General features: G+C 63.9%; 18 protein-coding genes. 11 read left to right on the top strand and 7 right to left on the bottom strand.

What is annotated here, in order from left to right:
• Positions 1–23: 23 nt before the first annotated feature.
• A complete protein-coding gene (gene nth, locus TX78_RS07985) occupies positions 24–803 on the bottom strand; it encodes an endonuclease III (protein ID WP_101750631.1) in 780 nt (259 codons plus the stop codon).
• A 176-nt stretch (positions 804–979) separates the two neighbouring features.
• On the opposite strand from nth, the gene acs reads away from it, so the two are divergent.
• Both acs and aroQ read left to right on the top strand, forming a co-directional pair.
• Positions 980–2,971, top strand: coding sequence for an acetate--CoA ligase (acs, locus tag TX78_RS07980; protein WP_044495214.1), 1,992 nt, complete (start codon positions 980–982; stop codon positions 2,969–2,971).
• A gap of 106 nt (positions 2,972–3,077) precedes the next feature.
• On the top strand, positions 3,078–3,530 hold the full coding sequence (gene aroQ, locus TX78_RS07975; protein ID WP_044495212.1) for a type II 3-dehydroquinate dehydratase: 453 nt from the start codon (positions 3,078–3,080) through the stop codon (positions 3,528–3,530).
• Between the two features lie 178 nt (positions 3,531–3,708).
• On the opposite strand, the gene TX78_RS07970 is transcribed toward aroQ, so the two are convergent.
• Positions 3,709–4,887, bottom strand: a complete 1,179-nt coding sequence (locus tag TX78_RS07970) for a MarP family serine protease (RefSeq protein WP_044495210.1) — start codon at positions 4,885–4,887, stop codon at positions 3,709–3,711.
• 186 nt (positions 4,888–5,073) lie between these two features.
• Here TX78_RS07970 and TX78_RS07965 point away from each other — a divergent pair, with 186 nt between their 5' ends.
• From TX78_RS07965 to TX78_RS07950, 5 genes are all read left to right on the top strand, one after another.
• Positions 5,074–5,751 (top strand): Crp/Fnr family transcriptional regulator, encoded by a 678-nt coding sequence (locus tag TX78_RS07965; protein WP_044495208.1) that lies wholly within the window; start codon positions 5,074–5,076, stop codon positions 5,749–5,751.
• Between the two features lie 19 nt (positions 5,752–5,770).
• Entirely contained in the window at positions 5,771–5,938 is a 168-nt protein-coding gene (locus tag TX78_RS13955) for a hypothetical protein (protein WP_187118361.1), read from the top strand.
• A 7-nt stretch (positions 5,939–5,945) separates the two neighbouring features.
• Positions 5,946–6,407, top strand: coding sequence for a RidA family protein (locus TX78_RS07960; protein WP_044495206.1), 462 nt, complete (start codon positions 5,946–5,948; stop codon positions 6,405–6,407).
• A 15-nt stretch (positions 6,408–6,422) separates the two neighbouring features.
• On the top strand, positions 6,423–7,670 hold the full coding sequence (locus TX78_RS07955) for a carboxylate--amine ligase (RefSeq protein ID WP_199765266.1): 1,248 nt from the start codon (positions 6,423–6,425) through the stop codon (positions 7,668–7,670).
• A 147-nt stretch (positions 7,671–7,817) separates the two neighbouring features.
• The gene (locus tag TX78_RS07950; protein ID WP_147640446.1) at positions 7,818–8,168 is read left to right on the top strand and encodes a hypothetical protein; all 351 of its coding nucleotides are present in this window, start codon (positions 7,818–7,820) and stop codon (positions 8,166–8,168) included.
• A 25-nt stretch (positions 8,169–8,193) separates the two neighbouring features.
• On the opposite strand, the gene TX78_RS07945 is transcribed toward TX78_RS07950, so the two are convergent.
• The gene (locus TX78_RS07945; protein WP_044495203.1) at positions 8,194–9,153 is read right to left on the bottom strand and encodes a metallophosphoesterase; all 960 of its coding nucleotides are present in this window, start codon (positions 9,151–9,153) and stop codon (positions 8,194–8,196) included.
• Positions 9,140–11,422 (bottom strand): transglycosylase domain-containing protein, encoded by a 2,283-nt coding sequence (locus tag TX78_RS07940; RefSeq protein WP_044495201.1) that lies wholly within the window; start codon positions 11,420–11,422, stop codon positions 9,140–9,142. Before TX78_RS07940 ends, TX78_RS07945 begins: the two co-directional genes overlap by 14 nt.
• 196 nt (positions 11,423–11,618) lie before the next feature.
• Here TX78_RS07940 and TX78_RS07935 point away from each other — a divergent pair, with 196 nt between their 5' ends.
• Complete coding sequence (locus TX78_RS07935; protein WP_233722205.1) at positions 11,619–13,472, top strand: ABC transporter ATP-binding protein; 1,854 nt, start codon at positions 11,619–11,621, stop codon at positions 13,470–13,472.
• Positions 13,469–15,370, top strand: coding sequence for an ABC transporter ATP-binding protein (locus TX78_RS07930; protein WP_081652665.1), 1,902 nt, complete (start codon positions 13,469–13,471; stop codon positions 15,368–15,370). The genes TX78_RS07935 and TX78_RS07930 overlap by 4 nt, the downstream gene beginning before the upstream one ends.
• A gap of 5 nt (positions 15,371–15,375) precedes the next feature.
• On the opposite strand, the gene TX78_RS07925 is transcribed toward TX78_RS07930, so the two are convergent.
• Both TX78_RS07925 and TX78_RS07920 read right to left on the bottom strand, forming a co-directional pair.
• Complete coding sequence (locus TX78_RS07925) at positions 15,376–15,735, bottom strand: sterol carrier family protein (protein ID WP_044495197.1); 360 nt, start codon at positions 15,733–15,735, stop codon at positions 15,376–15,378.
• Positions 15,736–15,743: 8 nt separating this feature from the next.
• Complete coding sequence (locus tag TX78_RS07920; protein ID WP_044495196.1) at positions 15,744–16,772, bottom strand: asparaginase; 1,029 nt, start codon at positions 16,770–16,772, stop codon at positions 15,744–15,746.
• A gap of 357 nt (positions 16,773–17,129) precedes the next feature.
• Between TX78_RS07920 and purD the strand changes: the two genes are divergently transcribed.
• Both purD and TX78_RS07910 read left to right on the top strand, forming a co-directional pair.
• Positions 17,130–18,455: a phosphoribosylamine--glycine ligase gene (purD, locus tag TX78_RS07915; protein WP_044495194.1), complete on the top strand. Its 1,326-nt coding sequence runs from the start codon at positions 17,130–17,132 to the stop codon at positions 18,453–18,455.
• Positions 18,452–19,381 (top strand): phosphoribosylaminoimidazolesuccinocarboxamide synthase, encoded by a 930-nt coding sequence (locus TX78_RS07910; protein ID WP_044495192.1) that lies wholly within the window; start codon positions 18,452–18,454, stop codon positions 19,379–19,381. The genes purD and TX78_RS07910 overlap by 4 nt, the downstream gene beginning before the upstream one ends.
• Before the next feature lie 7 nt (positions 19,382–19,388).
• Here TX78_RS07910 and TX78_RS07905 read toward each other — a convergent pair whose 3' ends face one another.
• Positions 19,389–19,742 (bottom strand): hypothetical protein, encoded by a 354-nt coding sequence (locus TX78_RS07905; protein WP_147640445.1) that lies wholly within the window; start codon positions 19,740–19,742, stop codon positions 19,389–19,391.
• Between the last annotated feature and the right edge of the window lie 148 nt (positions 19,743–19,890).

Here is a 19,890-nt window from a genome sequence, read left to right as displayed (position 1 = left end):
GTTGAAACCCCTTCATCTGCGCCTCAGGCGCTGAGCGGATAGCCCTCTGCGCGAAGCTGACGGCGACTAGCCCCGGCCAGCATCTTCTCCAGCAGGTCCTCCCGCCCCGGAGCCAGCTCATACTTCAGCAGCTGCTTGGCAAGCTCTGGGTTGGTCTCACCCTCGCCGTAGGAGGGGCACAGCTGAGCAATCGGGCACGCACCGCATGCCGGACGGCGAGAATGGCAGATGCGCCTCCCGTGAAAGACCAGCCGGTTGGACAACGCCGTCCAATCCTTGGGCTCAAAAAGAGCCGCGACCTCGTGCTCGACCTTCACCGGATCCTGCTGCTGAGTCATCCCCAAGCGCCTGGCCAGCCGCCCGAAATGGGTATCCACCGTGATCCCCGGCCGACCGAAGGCATTGCCGAGCACCACAAACGCCGTTTTCCGGCCCACACCGGGAAGCTTCACCAGCTCCTCCAAGGAGTCCGGAACCTGGCCCCCGTGACGCTGGACCAACGCCGCGGAAAGGCCCAGCAGCGAGGCTGTCTTAGCCTTATAAAAGCCGGTGGGTTTGATGATGTCGCTGAGTTCCTGCTCATCGGCATCTGCCATGGCCGCAGCATCGGGGAACCGCCGGAAGAGTTCGGGGGTAATGGCGTTGACGCGCACATCGGTGGTCTGCGCTGAGAGCACAGTGGCCACCAGCAGCTCGAAGGGATTCTCGAAGTCCAGCTCCGCTGTGGCATAGGGGTAGACCTCGCCCAGTATGCGATTGATCCGGCGCACCCGGCGCTTCTTACCCGTCAGCGTCTTGTCCATCGCCTCCATCCTATGCACCCGCAGGAGGTTACCGGGCATCACGGACGTTAACCGTTCGTCGCCGCAAAACAACCGCTTATCTGCAATAGGTGTCACCGAACTCTCGCGATCTCGCCTGTACCGCCTCACCGCGTTATTGTGATGCCTGACACACACGTCACCCAAGGAGGATACGTATGACCACGACTCCCGCTTCTGAGAGCGTCCAGACCTTCCCTCCCAGCGAGGACTTTGCTGCCGACGCCGTGGCAACCGCGGAGAAATATGAGACCGCCGCAGCCGACCGGCTGGGCTACTGGGCCGAGCAGGCTCGCAGCGTGCTCTCCTGGGACAAGGACTTCAGCGAAACACTCGACTGGTCCGATGCCCCCTTCGCCAAATGGTTCGTCGGCGGAGAGCTCAACGCCTCCTATAACGCGGTGGACCGCCATGTGGAGGCCGGCAATGGGGACCGCGTCGCTATCCACTTCGAAGGTGAGCCCGGGGACACCCGCACCATCACCTACGCGGACTTAAAGGACGACGTCGCCCGCGCGGCTAACGCGTTTGAGTCCCTGGGAGTCACCAAGGGTGACCGCGTGGCCATCTACATGCCGATGATTCCCGAAGCCATTGTGACCATGCTGGCCTGTGCGCGCATCGGCGCGATCCATTCGGTGGTCTTCGGCGGATTCTCCTCCGACGCCCTGCGCTCCCGCGTCGATGATGCTGAGGCCAAACTTGTGGTGACCGCCGATGGCTCCTATCGCCGCGGCAAACCTTCACCGCTGAAGCCCAATGTGGACAGCGCCCTGGCCAAGCCCGGGCACACCGTAGAGCACGTCGTCGTCGTCCAGCGCAATGGTGAGAGCGTGGACATCGAAGAAGGACGCGACCTGTGGTGGCACGAGCTGGTCGCCGAGCAGTCCACCGAGCACGCCTATGTGCCCCACGATTCCGAGCACCCGCTGTTCATTCTCTACACTTCCGGGACCACCGGTAAGCCCAAGGGCATCCTGCACACCACCGGCGGATACCTGACCCAGACCGCGGTGACGCACCGGGACTCCTTTGACCTAAAGCCTGAGCAGGACATCTACTGGTGCACCGCCGATGTCGGATGGGTCACCGGCCACAGCTACATCGTCTACGGTCCGCTGGTCAACGGCGCGACCCAGGTGGTCTACGAGGGCACCCCGGACAGCCCGCATAAGGGACGGCTCTGGGAACTGGTGCAGAAGTACAAGGTCACCCAGTTCTACACCGCACCCACATTGATCCGCACCTGCATGAAGTGGGGCCGGGAGATCCCGGATCAGTACGATCTCTCCAGCCTGCGTGTGCTGGGCACCGTGGGTGAAGCCATCAACCCCGAAGCATGGCTCTGGTTCCGCGAAGTCATCGGCGCCAATAACGGTCCAGGCAATGCTCCCAAGGAGCACCCGGCACCCATTGTCGATACCTGGTGGCAGACCGAGACCGGCGCGCATATGATCGCCCCGCTTCCCGGTGTCACCGCCACCAAGCCCGGCGCAGCACAGACCCCTGTGCCCGGCATCGAGGTCGGTGTGGTGGACGAACTAGGCGAACCCCTGGGCAACGGCCAGGCCGGCCTGCTGGTCATCAAGGAGCCCTGGCCCGCCATGCTGCGCGGCATCTACGGCAACCCCGAGCGCTATAAGGAGACCTACTGGTCCCGCTTCGGGAACCTGTATTTCGCAGGCGACGGCGCCCGCTATGACGACGACGGCGACATCTGGCTCATGGGCCGTGTGGATGACGTCATGAACGTCTCCGGTCACCGACTCTCCACCACCGAGATCGAATCCGCCCTGGTAGCACATGAGGCAGTGGCCGAGGCCGCCGTCGTCGGCGCTAAGGACGCGACCACCGGTGAAGCGGTGGTGGCCTTCGTGATCCTGCGCGGCAACCACGAAGGTGATGACAAGGACGCGCTGGAGCTTCAGCTGCGCGCACATGTGGGCAAGGAGATCGGGCCGATCGCCAAGCCGCGCAATGTGCTGGTGGTCCCGGAGCTGCCGAAGACCCGCTCGGGCAAGATCATGCGCCGCCTGCTGAAGGATGTGGCCAATGGCAATGAGGTCGGCGACGCCTCCACGCTGGCTGATCCGAGCGTGATGATTCAGATCGCTGAGGATATGCGCGCCAAGCACGGTGCCAGCGCCTGATCAGCCGGATCACCGGAACTAGCGAAAACGGGGTTCACCGCACGTGCGGTGGGCCCCGTTTTCGCGCACCGGACTTTCACACCCCCGGACGAGTATGGTGGGTCACATGACAGAGACTGGACGGCTGCTCATTGTTCATGGACCGAATCTGAACCTGCTGGGCACCCGCGAACCGGAGATCTACGGTGCCGAGACCCTAGAGGACATCAACGAGCTGTGCCGCAGCACCGCCGCTGAGCGGGGCTTCGCCGTGGACACCGTGCAGTCCAATCATGAAGGCGAACTGGTGGATGCCATTCAGGCTGCGCGCGGAGCGCAGGAGGGCATTGTGATCAACCCGGCCGCCTACACCCACACCTCAGTGGCGATTGCCGATGCGCTCAAGGCAGTGGACCTGCCGGTGATCGAGGTGCATTTGAGCAACGTGCATGCCCGCGAGGCCTTCCGGCAGCACTCCTTTGTCTCCCCGCTGGCCAGCGCCGTCATTGCAGGCGCCGGGTCCAACGGCTACCGATTCGCCGTCGAACATCTGATCTCCCTACTGGAACAGCAGGACTAGCCCAACGCTTCAGCGCCACCGGTGCGAGGCCCGAGACCGGGCTGCCGCAGTCGCCCGCCGGCGTTTGATAGGGCTGAAACCTGCGGTATGGGGCGGAAACGGCGCTATTCGGCAGGTTTCAGCCCTGTCAGACTCACCTGGTGCGCAAGATGTGCGGCACCGGGCCTATAAGCCGGCCTCAGCGGTCCACGCACTGGCCGGTGGAGACGGTGTCCACGTAGCTCTCGGGACTGCTCAGTACCTCGCCTGCTGCCTCTGCGGTCACGGCGAAACCAACTGCGGTGCCTTCGACGGCGCGGGCGAACACTACCCCGACTGCCTGACCGTCGTAGTTGATCAGCGGTCCGCCCGAGTTGCCCTGCCGGACGTCGGCGTTGACCTGGTAGATCTCCAGCTCACTCGGTGAGCTGCCGTAGATATTGTTCACGCTGGAGACATCCCGGGCCTGGACCACTGCGCTGCCCGCTTGGAAGGGCCCCCCTGCCGGATAGCCCATCACGAAGGCCCGGGCACCGGGATCCAAGGGACCACCGATGGGCACCGGCGCTGCATTCAGCGGTTCCACCGCCAGCAGCGCCAGATCATTACCGGGGTCGAAGTACACCGCACGACCAGTGACCACCTGCCCGTCTGGCATTTCAACTGAGGGTTCGGCCACACCGGCGATCACATGCGCATTGGTCACCACTCGAGTGGGCGACACCGCGAAGCCGCTGCCGGTCTGCGACTGCCCGCACTGTTGGGCCACACCGCTGATCCGCCCCACCGATGCTGCCGCCGTGGTTGCCGCGGCGGTGAGGTCCTCGTTGCTCGGCGGCTCGGGGGACTCCGGAACCAGCAGCTGGGCCAGTTCCGGAATGTCTGAGGCCAGGACCGTGCTGCGGACCTGCGCAAACCAGCCTTCCACCTGTGCCGGCAGAGCACGGTCAATGGTCTGCAGCACCACCGACTGCCGCATATGCTGATTCACCGCGGGGAAGCCCATGGCCTGCACCGAGAAGCTGAGCGCAGCAATCACCACGACGGCGACCACCAGGTTCACCACGCCGCCCACCAATGAGCCCAGGGTGCGCATAGTGGGTGAGCGGAACATCCGCTGCACCTCAGCCCCTGCGGTGGTGCCCAGTGCATGACCGGCAACCACCAGTACGATCGCGGCGCCGATGACGGCCACGATCCGCCACAGCGGATCTGGAACCCACCCGGCAACCAGCGGGATGGAGAAGAACGCCGCGGTGGCTCCCACCAGGAAACCGGCAGCACCACCGATGGTGGCCCAGACCCCGCGCGCTAGTCCCGCGGCCAAGAAGCCAATCAGCACCAGCACCAGAATTACATCGAGCAGGGTCACGCTCATCCGCCGTTTCCTTCTTTCTTCATGCAAGCCTCACCGCCGCGGCTAGCCAGTCCGTCCCCAAGAATCCCATATTCCGGTCACGCCCAGAGCAGACAACACGGCCAAATCGTTTCCTTAGGAAGTGTCCTACCTGGTAACTTCTAATCAACCGCTATCACGCCTTACCCAAGAAGAATGGACAGGCCCATGGATCTCGATGTGCTGCGCCGCGCACCTCTGTTTGCCACGCTCGACGACGAAGTCTTCACAGCGCTGACCAAGGAGCTCACCGAAGTTGAGCTCTCCCGGGGCTCCTCCATCTTCCATGAGGGTGACCAGGGCGACCAGCTGTACTTCATCATCTCCGGCAAGATTAAGCTGGGGCGCTCCACTCCCGACGGGCGCGAGAACCTGTTGGCTGTGCTCGGCCCCGGTGAGATCTTCGGCGAGATGGCCCTGTTCAACCCGGCGCCACGCACCGCCACTGCCACCGCGGTCTCCGAGACCCGCCTGGCGGGCCTGAAGCACGAGAACCTCAAGGACGTCATCACCTCGACCCCCGAGGTCTCTGTGCAGTTGCTGCAGGCACTGGCTAAGCGCCTGACCCGCACCAACGAGTCCCTGGCCGACCTGGTCTTCTCCGATGTTCCCGGCCGTGTGGCCAAGGCGCTGCTGGACCTGGCGGACCGTTTCGGGCGTCCGGCACCGGATGGCGTCCTCGTCGCCCACGAGCTCACCCAGGAAGAGCTGGCTCAGCTGGTGGGCGCCTCCCGCGAGACGGTGAACAAGGCCCTGGCGGAGTTCGTTCAGCGTGGCTGGCTGCGCCTGGAAGCGCGCGCCGTCGTCATCCTAGACATCCAGCGCATCCGCCAGCGCTCCCGCTGACCTACGTTAGGCTGAAGGCATGGCTGACATGACACAGTGGGAATACGCCACCATTCCGCTCATCATCCACAACACCAAGGGCATCCTGGATCAGTGGGGTGACGACGGCTGGGAGCTTGTCACCGTCCTCCCCGGACCTGACGGCAATGCTCCAGTGGCCTACCTCAAGCGTCCCAAGCAGGTCTGAGGCACCGATGTCCGCAGTGGAGCAGCGCCTGGCTGAGCTGGGCCTTACCGTGCCCGAGGTTGTCCCGCCGCTGGCGGCCTACCAGCCAGCCGTCATCGTGGACAATGTCGTCTATGTCTCCGGCCAGCTTCCGCTGGTCAACGGGGAACTCGCGCTGACCGGCAAGGTCGGAGCCGAGGTCTCCCCGGAGCAGGCATATGACCTGGCACGGATCTGCGGCCTGAACCTGATCGCTGCCCTGAAGCACGCCGTCGGGGATCTGGATCGGATCACCCGCATCGCCAAGGTCGGCGGCTTCGTCGCCTCCACCCCGGACTTCACCGGCCAGCCCAAGGTGATCAATGGTGCCTCCGAACTGCTCGGCAAGGCCTTCGGTGAGGCCGGACAGCACGCCCGCAGTGCTGTGGGCGTACCTGTGCTGCCACTGGACACTCCGGTGGAAGTTGATCTGATCGCCCACTTCAGCTGAGGAACTGGTTCTCTCGTGTCGACCCTGAAGAAGGCGGCTGCTGCTGCCGATTTTGTGCCCGTCATCATCGGCACGGATCTCAACGCCTATCACATGGCGGCCTCCTTCCATGAGGCCTATGGGGTAAAGCCGCACCTGCTGGGCAAGATCCGCATGGGCTTCACCCATTACAGCTCCATCATCGCCTCCACCACCCTGGTGGAGAACCTCGACGACGCCGAGGTCTTCGTCCGTGCGCTGCAGCAGTTCGCAGAGAATCACGACGACGGCCGTCCGCTGCTGCTGGTGGGCACCAATGATCACTATGTCCGGCTGATCATTGAGAACGCATCCACCTTGGAGACCCTCTACCGCTTCAACTACCCCAGCCTGCAGCTGCTGAATCAGCTGCAGGTCAAGGACGCGTTCTACCCGCTGGCTCAGGAGCACGGCCTGGCCATCCCGGAGACTCATATCCACCATGTGGGGCAGCCGGTGGACTTAGACATTTCGCGCTACCCGGTGATCCTGAAGCCCGGCAACGGTGTGCAGTACTACCGCAATAAGTTCGATGGCCAGGAGAAGGTCTACCGCCTCTACTCACTGGAAGAAGTGGTGGCCGTCATCGAGAAGATCGAGGCCAGCGGGTACCGAGATACCCTGATCATCCAGGACTTCATCCCCGGTGATGACACCTACATCTGGGATTCAGTGCTGTACCTGAACTCCGAAGGCCAGGCGGAGTTCGTGAACTTCGGGCAGGTCATGCTGCAGGAGCATGAAGCCAGCGCCATCGGTAACTACACAGCCATCCTCTCGCGCTTCAACGAAGAGGTCATGCAGCAGTTGAAGGGCTTCCTCGAAGCCATCGGGTATACCGGCCTGGCGAACTTCGATCTGAAGTACGACGCCCGCGATGACGAATTCAAGGTGCTGGAGGTCAACGTTCGGCAGGGCCGCTCCAGCTGGTACGCCACCGCACAGGGGCATAACCTGGCCGGCTATCTGGTGGAAGATCTGATCCGGAACAATCGCAGCAGCCAGTGCACTTTTGTAGAGAAGGAAGTTCTCTTCAGCGTGGTGCCTAAGTACATCCTACGTGAGTATGTCACCGAGCCGACTGTCCGCGACGACGTCGCCAGGCTCATCCGCGAGAAGAAAGTCCGCAACCCGCTCTACTACCGCGGGGACAAACATCTGCTGCGCCGTGCCTGGCTGGCCGTGCGTGCAGCACGCTATCGCAGGAAGTACGCCACCGCCACTTGGCGTGAGCAGCTCAGTTAGAGGCCTGCAGTGCGCAATCTCCAGACTGGAGCCCCACCGGCCGCGGCAACGTTGTGCCTCTGCGCGCTCCTGGTGACCGCGTGCAGCCCGGCGGAGTCTGATACCGCAGCTGTTGCCGGAGCCGCCGATGTGCCCAGTCTCGAATCATTGACGCATACACAGAAACAGGATCTTGAGGACGCCGGATACTCGGTGCCCTTCTCCGGCAGCGGACAAGGTGATTACGGGGCCTTCTCGTTCGAGTTTCCAGCCGACTACCAGCGGGAATGGCTCACACTCTACTTCTACTGTGCCGGTGCCGAGGGCGAAGGGCAGGTGACTGTCAGCACCGCGCGGAGCACCTCGCACCAATCAGCACCGTGCCCGGCGGATGAGGCACCACTGCCGCTGACCGGAGAGTTGTGGCCCTACGGGGACGGGCTGGAGGTCACAGTGGAGGACATGCCCGACGGCGCGGCCTGGAGCTTCTCTTTCGCCGCTGCCGCAGAATCCCGTTGACCCCCAGCAGGGACCCGGTGCAACCTTACGCCGGGGTGATCTCCAGCAGCGTGGCTTCCGGCGGGCAGTTCAACCGGATCGGGGCCTTCGCAGAGGTTCCGATCCCCGCAGAGACATGCACGGCGATGTTCTCGCCATGGGATCCTCGACGGTAATGCAGTCCTTTGGCGTAGCGCCTGGGCAGATCGCAGTTGGTCACGATCGCCCGCTCTCCTGGCAGGCATACCTGTCCACCGTGGGTGTGCCCGGCCAGTACCAGATCTGCCCGGGCATCGACGAAGGTCTCCAGTACACGCAGCACTGGCGCGTGGGCCACTGCGATCCGTAGATCTGGCGTCTGGGATCTGTCGGCAGTCTCGGGCCAGCCGGTGAATTCGTCCCGGCCGATATGCGGGTCATCAACGCCGCTCAAGTGCAGGCTCAGACCGTTGATTCGTACCGCAGCGTGCGCATTGCTCAAGTTGGCCCAACCCAAGGACTCAAAACCTCCAAAGAGCGCGTCGGTGGGAAGCACCTGCGCCTCAGGATCCAACGTGGAAGGTCCCAGCAGATAGCGCAGTGGGTTCTTCAGCTTCGGTGCGTAGTAATCATTGGAACCAGGCACAAAAGCCCCAGGGAACTCACGCAGCGGAGCCAGTGCTTCGAGGACTTCAGGCACAGCCCGGTGGTGCGAGAGGTTGTCACCGGTATTGATCACCAGGTCCGGCTGAAGTTCAGCCAGTTCCTGAAGCCAGCGGAACTTCTCTTGCTGCCCCGGGACGTAGTGAATATCCGAGATATGCAGAATCCGCAGGGAGGTGGGCACCCCAGCTACTGGCACACTGACCCTGCGCAGGGTGAACTTCTTCAGCCCCACTTGATTGGCGTAGGTCAGAGCACCCAGGCCAGTGACTGCAGTGATTGCTGCAGCCGCGGCTGCAGCCCGCAGTCCGGTGAGCCCTCTCGAAGACCAGCGACCGTCACGACGACGATCAGTCGTCGTCATCGTTGTTGTCGTCCTCGTCCGAGCTGTCGTTGTTACCGGAGTCGTTGTCGCCGTTATTCGAGCTGCCACCATTACGACCGCCGGGCAGAGCGCCGGAGCGCGGGTAGCTCTCTCGCCGATTGTCGAACTCGGAGTTGGGAGACTCCCGGAAATCTCCGGTGTCGTAGTTCCGTCCGACTTTTTCGATGTACTCGTACCACATGGGCTGCGCCATCGAAGAGCCGTAGAACCATTCGAACGGGCCCTGATTGCCGATTCTTCTTTCGTTCAGCGACTGGATGTCCTCCAGACGGCCGATCTGGGCCACGGAGGTCAAACCCTTAGTGCTTCCGGCGAACCAGGTGTGCGAGTTCTCACCGCTGGTGCCGGTCTTGCCCAGCATGGGGAAAGGCGGGTTGCCCGCAGGGAAGGGGCTGTTGTTGGTGGGAGAACGCTCGGCAATATTAACCAGGGTGTCATTGACCTGAGCCACTACGTCCGCATCGAGCTTTTCGCTGCAGTCCTCTTCCGGGACGGGGTAGGAGTTCCCCTGCCAGTCAGTGATTTCCAGGAAGACGCGCTCCTCGCACTGAACTCCATCATTGGCGAAGACGGTGTAGGCCGAGGCCAGGGTCAGTGGCGCGAGTTCGGTACCGCCCACGGTAAAGGAGGGCTGAGAAGGGTTCATGCCCTCACCGTCACTGGCGCGCACAATATCCAGGCGGTCAGTCAGATCGGTGATATCGCACATGTCCATATCGAAGGCCGTGGCAAGAGTCGCAGTGTTCACGGAGTTGTACAGGCCGTGGTCAATGGACATACGGCGATTCATATTCTCGCCGACGTTCTCCACGCTCCACATGTCGCCTTCTTCGCTGTCGGCTTCAACGCCGAGGCGGAAGCCACCGCCAGGTAGACAGGAGGCATCCACCCAGTCGCCCTGTTCGAATTCAGAACCGGTGGCATCAACAATGTCATTCATAGAACCGCCCTGCTCCACCCAGGCAGCTGCCACGAAGGGCTTCAGCGTAGAGCCCACCGGAAGGGCGTTGGGTCCACCGCCGAATTCAGGTCCGACATTCATATTCAGCGTGGTGGCCCCGTCCGCAAAACTCCGATCTGGATCGTATTCAGTGGACTGGGCCATGGCGACGATATTGCCGGTATTGGGCTCGACAGAGATGATGGAGGCCACAGCACCGGAGTCGTCCCCAGGGGGCACCGTTGCCATGACTTCGTCTTCGGCGGCCCGCTGGGTGTCAGCGTCCAAGGTGGTGACAATGTCCAGGCCGCCGCGGTAGAGCATCGTCTTGCGTGCTTCCTCATCCTCACCGAATGCTTCGTTCGCCAGCACCTGGCGCTGGACGAAGTCGCAGAAGTAGTTGGCGAAGGACGCCTGCGCACAACCGTGCGGCTGCGGGTGCGGGTCCACTCCCAGCTCAGCTTCGCGTGCTTCGCGGTGCTCCTCCTCGGTGATGTATCCCAGGGAGAGCATGTTGTCCAGGACCACATTGCGACGCCACTTGGCGTTGTCCTGGTTGTATTCAGGGTTGAAATAGTTCGGTGACTGCACCATGCCGGCCAAGGTCGCGGACTGCTGCAAGTTCAGTTCGCTGGCCGGAATGCCCCAGTAGTACTGCGCTGCGGCTTCCACACCATAGGTCTGTCCGCCGAGCAGGACGATGTTGAGGTAGCCCTCAAGGATCTCGTCCTTCGTCATTTCCTGCTCTACAGCAACGGCCAGCTTCATCTCCCGAAGCTTGTCTGCATAGGTCTTGTCATTGATGCCGGAGAAGAGCACCCGGCCTTCACCGCGGACCACTGCGGCGTTGTTGAGCACGTTGTTCACGTACTGCATGGTCAGCGTCGAGGCACCCTGCTGAGTGGAGCTGGTGAGGTTATGCACCAGGGCGCGGGCTGCGCCGCGGGCGTCCACACCGCCATGTTCGTAGAAGCGCTCGTCCTCGATCGCCACAATGGCATCCTTCATGTACTGGGAGATCCCATCCGAGCTAACCGGCTGGCGGTTCTCCTCGTAGAAGGTGGCGATAAGCGTCTCGCCGTCGCTGGCATAGACACGCGTTGGGGTGGAGAGTGGCTCCTCGGACAGCTCAGTGGGAATTTCTTCCAGTACGTCACTGCCAGCGGTGGCCGCAGCACCTCCGGTCGCAGCCAGGGGGAAGACAAGCCCTGCGGCGAGCAGGCCGCACAGGGCGCTCACACCCAGGAAGGACATGATTTTGCCCACGGTGGTAGCCGTGTCAAAAAGGGGAGACTTGCGAGACGCCATGAGATCTATGGTAACGAGGCCGTCAACTTATTCTTCCCAGGAAACCCCGTGCGGCCCACCAGGGGCTCTTCCGAGATCCTCTTTGGGACCCTTCCCTTAGCCGAAGCCCAGCATGTAAAGTTGTTGCAGTATGCAACGATCGGATGGGACACAGGAACGGTACGAAAGCGGGCGTCGTCGTACCCTTTGGCAGTCCATGAAGCGCCTGGGTCCCTATCTCGAAGGCCTGAAGCGGCGGTGGATCTTAGGTGTGTTCGCTGCCATCGGCGCCGGAGTCGTGGCGCTGACGATTCCTCAGGTGCTCGGCTCCCTCGTTGACCATCTTGGAGACCCCACTGCTACTACCGCCGTAGTCTGGACCGCGGTGGCAATCACCCTGGGCCTGGGGATCCTCGAAGCGGTACTGGTGTACCTGCGGCGGCTCTTTGTCATCCCGCCGGCCTCAGACGCTGAGACCTCCATGCGCACCACGCTCTTCGGCAAACTGATCCACCAGTCGGCGGCTTTTCACTCCGCCTGGGACGCCGGTCAGCTGCAATCACGTGCCATTGCGGACCTGAATTTGCTGCGACGGTTCTTCGCCTTCGGCTCACTGATGCTGGTGACCTCAACGGTCATCATCATCTTCGGCTTCAGCCTGATGTTCCGTGAGTCCGCGCTGCTGGGCTTCCTTTTCCTCTGTGCTGCGATCCCGATCATTCTCATCGGCCCGCGCTTCCGCCAGAAGTTTGTGCACTTCTCTCGCGCCTCACAGGACAAAGCCGGGGACGTCGCCACTCGGGTTGAGGAGTCCGTGCACGGAATCCGCGTACTGAAGGCCTTCGGCCGCGGTGACTACGCCCGGCAGGGTTTCGTGGACGAGGCAGATGAGCTGCGCGGCCTGGAGGTCTCAAAGGCCTACACCCTGGCGCGGTTCCAGATGCTCATGATCCTACTGCCCGAAGGCGTACTGGGGGCGTGCTTGATCGCCGGGCTCTACCTGACCGCGCAGGGTGACATGAGCGTGGGCGCGCTCGGCGCCTTCTTCACCACCGCGGTGATCCTGAAGAACCCCATTGAAGGTGTGGGCATGCTGCTGGGCATGGTCTTTATGGCCAAAACAGCCATTGACCGTCATGTTGACGTGATCGACGTGGAACCTGAGATCACCGAACCTGCAGAACCCGTCACTGCCGCTGAGCAGGGTCTGGTGGAGCTCGACGACGTGCACTTCCGCTACCCCGATCAGAAGCCTGAAGAGCGCGATCTGCTCAATGGTGTGAGCCTGCGCATCGAACCCGGTGAGACCATGGCGCTGGTCTCCGGCACCGGCGGTGGCACCTCAACGCTGCTGAATCTGATCCCTCGGCTCTATGACGTCACCGGCGGCACCATCCGCATTGACGGAACTGATGTGCGCCAGCTGAGCCTGGCAGATCTTCGCTCCCGGGTGGCCGTGGCCTTTGAAGAGCCCACCCTCTTCTCGGCCTCAGTACGCGCCAACGTCCTTCTGGGCACCGGACACCAGCGTGATGACGACGACGCCCAGCACCCCCAGCGCCCCGGCGCACCAGCAGATGATCAGCTCGAGGATGTGCTGACCGAAGCACTCCACACCGCCGACGCCGAATTCGTGGAGAACCTACCCGACGGCGTGGACACCCGCATCGGCGAAGAAGGTCTGAGCCTTTCGGGCGGTCAGCGCCAGCGCCTGGCCCTGGCCCGCGCGATCGCCGCCAAGCCCTCAGTACTGCTGCTCGATGATCCACTGTCGGCATTGGATGTCCGCACCGAGGAGCGCGTCACCGCCCGGCTGCGCGAAGTGCTCACTGGTACCACCACGCTCATTGTGGCCCACCGCCCTTCCACCGTGGCGCTGGCAGACCGCGTGGCGCTGCTGCATGAAGGCCAGATCATCGATGTGGGCACCCATCACGAGCTGCTGCAGCGCAGCGAGCTCTACCGCCGGGTGATGAGGCCCCCGGCCCCTAGTGGTCAGGACCTGATGGACGCCCTGGACCCCGCCGAGGCGAAGCCCACCAGCGAGAGCTACCAGGAGGTGCGGCCATGAGCCAGCAGCAGAGCCCCGAGCCCACCCGCCTGGTGAGCCCCACCGAAACCACCGACCACTCCACCGCCGGTGAGCCCGACCCGTTCGAACATCTGCGCGGTACCGCCGGAGAAGAACAGGTCAGCCTCAATAAGGCCGAGCGGAAGTTCATTCGCCGTCGTTCCTGGAAGCTGCTGGTTCGCACCTCCAAGGGTGTGCGCCTGAAGCTGCTGCTGACCGCCCTGGCGGTGATCCTGGCCCAGGCCTGTCAGGCCGCCACTCCGCTGATTGTCAGTCTGGCGATTGACTGGGGGCTGCCGCGGGTCATCGATGGGGAAACCCAGGGACTGTGGATCCCCGGCGGCCTCTACGTCACCTGCGCGGTGACCGCCGGCATCATGCTGTTCCTCTATACCCGCATGACAGCGGAGGCCTCCCAGCAGATGCTGTTCACCCTCCGCGACGAGGTCTTCCGCAAGACCCAGGAGCTGAGCCTGGATTTCCACGAGGACTACACCTCCGGGAAGGTCATCTCCCGGCAGACCTCGGATCTGGAATCGCTTCGCGAACTTCTCGACGGCGGGGTCAACTCCCTGGTCCAGGGCCTGATGTTCATGTTCTTCACCACTGTGACCATCTGGATCATGGACTGGCGTTCCGGGCTGGTGCTGCTCGCTGCTGCGGTGCCGATCGCGTTCCTGGGCCGCTGGTACCAGAAGAACTCAGAGGTGGCCTACCGGCGCACCCGCATCTCCTCAGCGCGGATGATCGTGCACTTCGTGGAGAGCATGACTGGCATCCGAGCGGTGCAGGCCTTCCGCCGGGAAAGCGCCCGCACCCGGCAGTACAAGAAGCTCGCCAAGGTCTACCGCGATGACATGGTCCGCTCCATCGGACTCTTCGGTGTGCTGCAGCCGGGTCTGATGCTGGTGGGCAACCTCAGTGTGACCGCAGTACTGCTCTGGGGCGGCTTCCGGGTGCTCGACGGCGACCTGGGCGTTGGTGCGCTGGTCGGCGTGGTGCTGGCCACCAAGCGTGTCTTCCAGCCCCTGGACATGATCGCGATGTTCTACAACTCCCTGCAGTCAGCCACTGCTGCCCTGGAGAAGGTCTCTGGTCTGCTGGAGGAACGGCCCAAGGTGCGCGAGGCCAAGAACCCGGCACTCCTGCCTGAGGCACGCGGAGAGCTGGAGTTCCGTGACGCTGAATTCCGGTACAACCAGGATGGCCCGTTGGTGCTGAAGAAACTGGACCTGCATATCCCCGCCGGACAGACGGTGGCAGTGGTGGGGCGCACCGGAGCCGGCAAGACCACATTGGCCAAGCTGTTGGCGCGCTTTTATGACGTCAGCTCCGGGACCGTGACCCTGGACGGAGTGGACCTGCGCCAGCTGGCCACAGCCGATCACCACCGGCATGTGGCGATGGTGACCCAGGAGGCCTTCCTGTTCTCCGGCACCATTCGGGACAACATCGCCCTGGGTCGCCCCACAGCCACAGATGAGGAGATCGTCGCCGCGGCCAAGGCCGTAGGCGTCCACGAGTTCATCACCGCCCTGCCGGAGGGCTATGACACCGACGTGAATAAGCGCGGTGGCAGGCTTTCTGCAGGACAGCGGCAGCTGGTCAGCTTCGCCCGCGCCTTCCTGGCCGATCCGGCGGTGCTGATCCTGGATGAGGCCACCTCATCCCTGGACCTGCCGTCTGAGGCGCTGGTCCAGGAGGGTCTGGAACGCCTGTTGGGCAACAGGACCGCGCTGATCATCGCCCACCGGCTTTCCACCGTGGCGATTGCTGACCGGGTCCTGGTGGTTGATGCCGGACACATCGTGGAGGACGGTTCACCGGAGGAGCTCATCGCCGCTGGCGGATACTTCTCCAAGCTGCACTCGGCGTGGTCCGCCACAATGGGCAACTGAAGCGCCTACACCTTGACCAGCGGAATCACGGCCGAGAGATCCGCACGAATTCCGGAGGCCGAGATTCGCCCCTGTCCCGATGCGTCCGCCCAGGACAGCTGACCGGTAGCAAGCTGAAGCCAGGTCTCGGCGTCGAACTCCACCACATTCGGCGGGGTGCCCCGGGTATGGGTGGGCCCTTCGATGCACTGGGTCACCCCTAGCGGGGGCACCCGGACTTCCACGGAGTTCCCTGGTGCCCGTTCGGCCAGCTCTTCCAGCAGGAACCGCACGGCAGTGGCCAGGGTGCGCCGGTCAGCGGCTCCCCTGTTCCAGGAGTGAACGGCAGTCATGCCTGCCTCGGCGGTAATGCGGCGTCGTGCCATGGGGTGTCCTACAGGACTGCCGTGACGGAGTCCGATAGCCGCAGGCTGCCCACCACAGCATCTGTGACACCGCCGGTGATCGCCGGGGTGATCTTCTTCAGCACCGGCCCCAGGGCCTCGACGTCGATGGTCCCGTGTGCTGCCAGCAGGCTCAAGCCCACCAGGGAGTTTGCGCGGTGGCTTCCGTCCAGGGTTTTCACTGCCACCGCGGTGCCATCAGGTGCAGCTACCACCAGGACGCCTTCGGCCCCGTATTTGGCCAGCACGCCGAGTTCTTCCATCACCACGGTGTTGGCCTCGCCGCGGCCTTGGACGGCCCAGGGGTAGTCCAGCATGGCCTGCGCCACGGTGAAGGCGTGAACCTCTGCCTCCCGGCCCCGCGGGTTGCGGTAGTCCAGCGCAGCCGCGACTTTGCCGATGCCTCGGGCCAGTCCCGTCAGTGAGATGGCAGGGGCGGGGGCGCCGCACCCATCAACACCTACTGCTGCCGGTTTCTCCCCGCAGTATTCCTCCAGGACCTCCATCACTGTCTTCTGCAGTGGATGCTCGGCCTCGGCATATGTGGCCAGCCGCCAACCGCTGGTGCGGCAGGCCGCCAGGAATGCGGCGTGTTTGCCTGAACAGTTGAAGGCCAGGGCCGTTTTGTCCTTGCCTGCCTCAAAGTGGACCTTCAAATCATGGGGGCGTGCCGGCAGCGCGGTGGGGCATTTCAGGTAGGACTCGTCCAGGCCTTCCTTGGCCAGCACCTGTGCGGCCAGCTCTTGGTGCTGGCGGGAGCCCACGTGGGATCCGCAGGCCAGGGCTACGGCCTCGGGGCTGATGAGCGCACCGGCACGCAGCGCTGCCACCGCCTGCAGAGGCTTCAGGGTGGACCGCGGAAACACCGGCTTCTGCGGGGCCCCCAGTGAGGTGATGACTTCACCCTCGGGGCTGACCAGCACAGCCGAGCCGATATGGCGGGATTCAACGACGTCGGCGCGGGTCACCACGGCCAGTTCAGCGGACTCAGCGGCGGAGGCGGTATGCACGGAGCTCATGCACTCCAGCTTATCCACGCCCGCTGCCGGTGCTAGCCGACGTCGGCTCCCGCCGCCGGCCCAGCCGACCAGCCGCTTCCCTAGCCACCCTTGCCCCGCCGTCCCTGCCCCGCCGCCGGCCCAGCCGACCAGCCGCCGCCCTAGCCGGTCCGCCTATCCCAGCCACCCGAGCCACGCCGTCGCCCCCTCCGCCGGCTCAGCCACCTCAGCCCCCTAAGGCACCCCCGCCCCCTCCGCCCTCGTCATCGCACCATAGTTCTGCAAATCCAGGCTTGCGCAGCTGGGGGGTGTTTGCGCGAAGTGGGGTGCGATGACGCGTCCCCACAGACCAGCCGCCGCCCGATAGGCTTAAGCCTCGTGAAGGTACTTGTGGTGGGCCCAGGCGGCCGAGAGCACGCAATTGTCCGGGCGCTTCTGCGCGATTCCTCCGTGACCCAGGTGCATGCCGCACCCGGTAACGCCGGCATCGCCGGTGACGTCACCTGCCACGCGGTAGATGCCTCCGACGGCGCCGCAGTCACCGAGTTGGCCCAACGCGAGTCCTATGACCTGGTGGTGGTGGGCCCGGAGGCTCCGCTGGCAGCAGGGGTCTCAGATGCTCTGCGCGCCGCCGGTATCCCGGTGTTCGGCCCCTCCAGGGACGCTGCCCAGCTGGAGGCCTCCAAAGCGTTCGCCAAAGACGTGATGGCCGCCGCAGGTGTACCTACCGCCCAGGCCGTCCACGCTGCTGATGCCGAGACCGCCGCCGCGGCGCTGGACCGCTTCGGCGCCCCTTATGTGGTGAAGGACGACGGCTTAGCCGCGGGCAAGGGAGTGGTGGTCACCTCAGACCGTGACGCCGCTCTGGCTCATGCCCAGGCTTGCTTCTCCGCCGGCGGCACAGTGGTAATCGAGGAGTTCCTCGACGGCCCCGAAGTTTCTCTGTTCGTGCTCAGCGATGGCCAGAATCTTGTGCCGCTGAGCCCGGCTCAGGACTTCAAGCGCATCTTCGACAATGATGAGGGCCCCAATACCGGCGGCATGGGCGCCTACACCCCGCTGGATTGGCTGCAGGGCTACACCGAGACCGGCGACGACGGGGTGACCCGTGATTTCACCGGCATTGTGATGGACCAGGTGGCCCGGCCGACTGTGGAGGAGATGGCTCGCCGCGGCACACCGTTTATCGGGGTGCTCTACTGCGGGCTGGCCGTCACCTCCCGCGGAGTCCGCGTGGTGGAGTTCAATGTCCGCTTCGGCGACCCCGAAACCCAGGCGGTGCTGGAGCGCCTGGAGACCCCCCTGGGACAGCTGCTGTTAGACGCAGCCACCGGAGAGCTTGGTGCCGGTCGGCAGTTGGCATGGCGCGATGGCTACGCCGTCGACGTCGTCCTTGCCGCCCAGAACTACCCGGACGCTCCGCGCAAGGGTGATGTGATCACCGGGGTGGAAGAGGCCGAGGCATTGGCAGGTGTCGCGGTGCTGCACGCCGGGACTTCCACCAACGACGACGGCGCCCTGGTCACCGCAGGTGGCCGCGTGCTGGCCGTGGTGGGGACCGGTGGCACTCTTGCTGAAGCGGTGGAGCGCGCCTATGCCGGTGTGGAGAAGATCAGCTGGGACGGTGCCCAGCACCGCAGCGATATTGCCGCCAAGGCCCTCGCCGGACACATCAGTGTCAGCTCACCGGAAAGGCAGGCATGAGCGTGGAGACCGCATCCCTTGAGGGCTGGCAGCATCTGGCCTCCGGCAAAGTCCGCGAGATCTACACACCCGCGCCCGGCTCCAGCTGGGAAGGCCAGGACGTTCTGCTCATGGTGGCCACCGACCGGATCAGCGCCTATGACCACGTGCTCTCCCCCGGCATCCCGGATAAGGGCAAGATCCTCACCCAGATGAGCCTGTGGTGGTTTGAGCAGCTGGCCGCCGCTGGCATCAATAATCATGTGGTCTCCACTGAGGTAGGCCCCGGGGCGATTCCGGAAGCGGTAGCTGGCCGGTCCATGATCGTGCGCAAGCTGAAGATGGTCGAGGCCGAAGCGATTGTGCGCGGCTATCTCACCGGCTCCGGACTGGCAGAGTACCGGGCCAGCGGAACCGTCACCGGCATTGCACTGCCCGAGGGCCTAAGCGATGGTTCCCGGCTCCCCGAACCGCTGTTCACCCCTTCTACCAAGGCGGAGCAGGGCGATCATGATGAGAACATCAGCTTCTCCCGGCTGGAAGAGGTCATCGGCGGCGAACTGGCGCAGCGGCTGCGCGATGCCGCACTGAAGGTCTATGCGCTGGCGGAGGAGACCGCTCGGGCTGCAGGCATCATTCTGGCTGACACCAAGTTTGAGTTCGGACTGGATGAGCACGGTGCGCTGATCCTGGCTGATGAGGTCCTGACTCCGGACTCCTCCCGGTTCTGGCCGGCAGCGGGCTGGGAGCAGCACGTTCAGGCAGGCACCGCCCAGCCAAGCTTTGATAAGCAGTTCGTGCGCAACTGGCTGACCAGCTCGGAGTCCGGATGGGAGCGCGACGGCGACCTCGCCCCTCCAGCTCTGCCCGCCGATATTGTGCAGGCCACCCGGGAGCGCTACCTGGATGCTTTCCGCCGCCTCACCGGCACCGAACCTGCACTCTGAGATCCTGCTACTGCAGGGTGTCGGCGATCTCGTCCACCGTGGCCTGGTCTTCGCCGGAAACAGCGGAAGTATCGGCCACTGGCACCGCATGTTCGAGCTCCAGCTCACCGGCATTGGAATCCCGGGCTTCCGGGGATTCAAAAGTGCTCAGCGCCAATTCACCCAGCTCCGTGTGAATGCAGGAGATCTCGGTCTCCACTCCGGTGGCCATGGGCATGGTCTCCGCGCACTGATATCCGCGTTCGGCAGCTGCGGAGCTGAAGTCCTGGCTATTGGCGGAATCCTCCCCGCTGCATCCGACCAGCAGGATCGCGGCGCTGAGCCCGGTGAGGGCGAGGAGCATTCGTTTCTGCGTCTTCATTGCAGGCATCGTAGGCAGTAGTCCCCCGCGTGATTCAAGGGTGGGGCGCGGATCGTCACTGGACTGTGATGTGCCACCGCCCCCACAGCCAGGCAGCTGCCCGCGTCGCACAGCAGGTGTGCGCTTGGGCAACACGCGGCTCGGATGA

The sequence above is a fragment of the Nesterenkonia massiliensis genome (genome assembly GCF_000455245.1).
Classification (GTDB): domain Bacteria; phylum Actinomycetota; class Actinomycetes; order Actinomycetales; family Micrococcaceae; genus Nesterenkonia; species Nesterenkonia rhizosphaerae.
This window is presented reverse-complemented; position numbering and strand designations above follow the sequence as displayed.

Bases quoted from the DNA above. Each gene is read 5' to 3' on its own strand.
- TX78_RS07965 (WP_044495208.1), top strand. From the start codon at position 5,074: ATGGATCTCGATGTGCTGCGCCGCGCACCTCTGTTTGCCACGCTCGAC.
- acs (WP_044495214.1), top strand. From the start codon at position 980: ATGACCACGACTCCCGCTTCTGAGAGCGTCCAGACCTTCCCTCCCAGC.
- nth (WP_101750631.1), bottom strand. From the start codon at position 803: ATGGACAAGACGCTGACGGGTAAGAAGCGCCGGGTGCGCCGGATCAAT.
- TX78_RS07970 (WP_044495210.1), bottom strand. From the start codon at position 4,887: ATGAGCGTGACCCTGCTCGATGTAATTCTGGTGCTGGTGCTGATTGGC.
- TX78_RS07910 (WP_044495192.1), top strand. From the start codon at position 18,452: ATGAGCGTGGAGACCGCATCCCTTGAGGGCTGGCAGCATCTGGCCTCC.
- aroQ (WP_044495212.1), top strand. From the start codon at position 3,078: ATGACAGAGACTGGACGGCTGCTCATTGTTCATGGACCGAATCTGAAC.
- TX78_RS13955 (WP_187118361.1), top strand. From the start codon at position 5,771: ATGGCTGACATGACACAGTGGGAATACGCCACCATTCCGCTCATCATC.
- TX78_RS07905 (WP_147640445.1), bottom strand. From the start codon at position 19,742: ATGAAGACGCAGAAACGAATGCTCCTCGCCCTCACCGGGCTCAGCGCC.
- TX78_RS07960 (WP_044495206.1), top strand. From the start codon at position 5,946: ATGTCCGCAGTGGAGCAGCGCCTGGCTGAGCTGGGCCTTACCGTGCCC.
- TX78_RS07930 (WP_081652665.1), top strand. From the start codon at position 13,469: ATGAGCCAGCAGCAGAGCCCCGAGCCCACCCGCCTGGTGAGCCCCACC.
- TX78_RS07935 (WP_233722205.1), top strand. From the start codon at position 11,619: ATGAAGCGCCTGGGTCCCTATCTCGAAGGCCTGAAGCGGCGGTGGATC.
- TX78_RS07945 (WP_044495203.1), bottom strand. From the start codon at position 9,153: ATGACGACGACTGATCGTCGTCGTGACGGTCGCTGGTCTTCGAGAGGG.
- TX78_RS07925 (WP_044495197.1), bottom strand. From the start codon at position 15,735: ATGGCACGACGCCGCATTACCGCCGAGGCAGGCATGACTGCCGTTCAC.
- TX78_RS07940 (WP_044495201.1), bottom strand. From the start codon at position 11,422: ATGGCGTCTCGCAAGTCTCCCCTTTTTGACACGGCTACCACCGTGGGC.
- TX78_RS07920 (WP_044495196.1), bottom strand. From the start codon at position 16,772: ATGAGCTCCGTGCATACCGCCTCCGCCGCTGAGTCCGCTGAACTGGCC.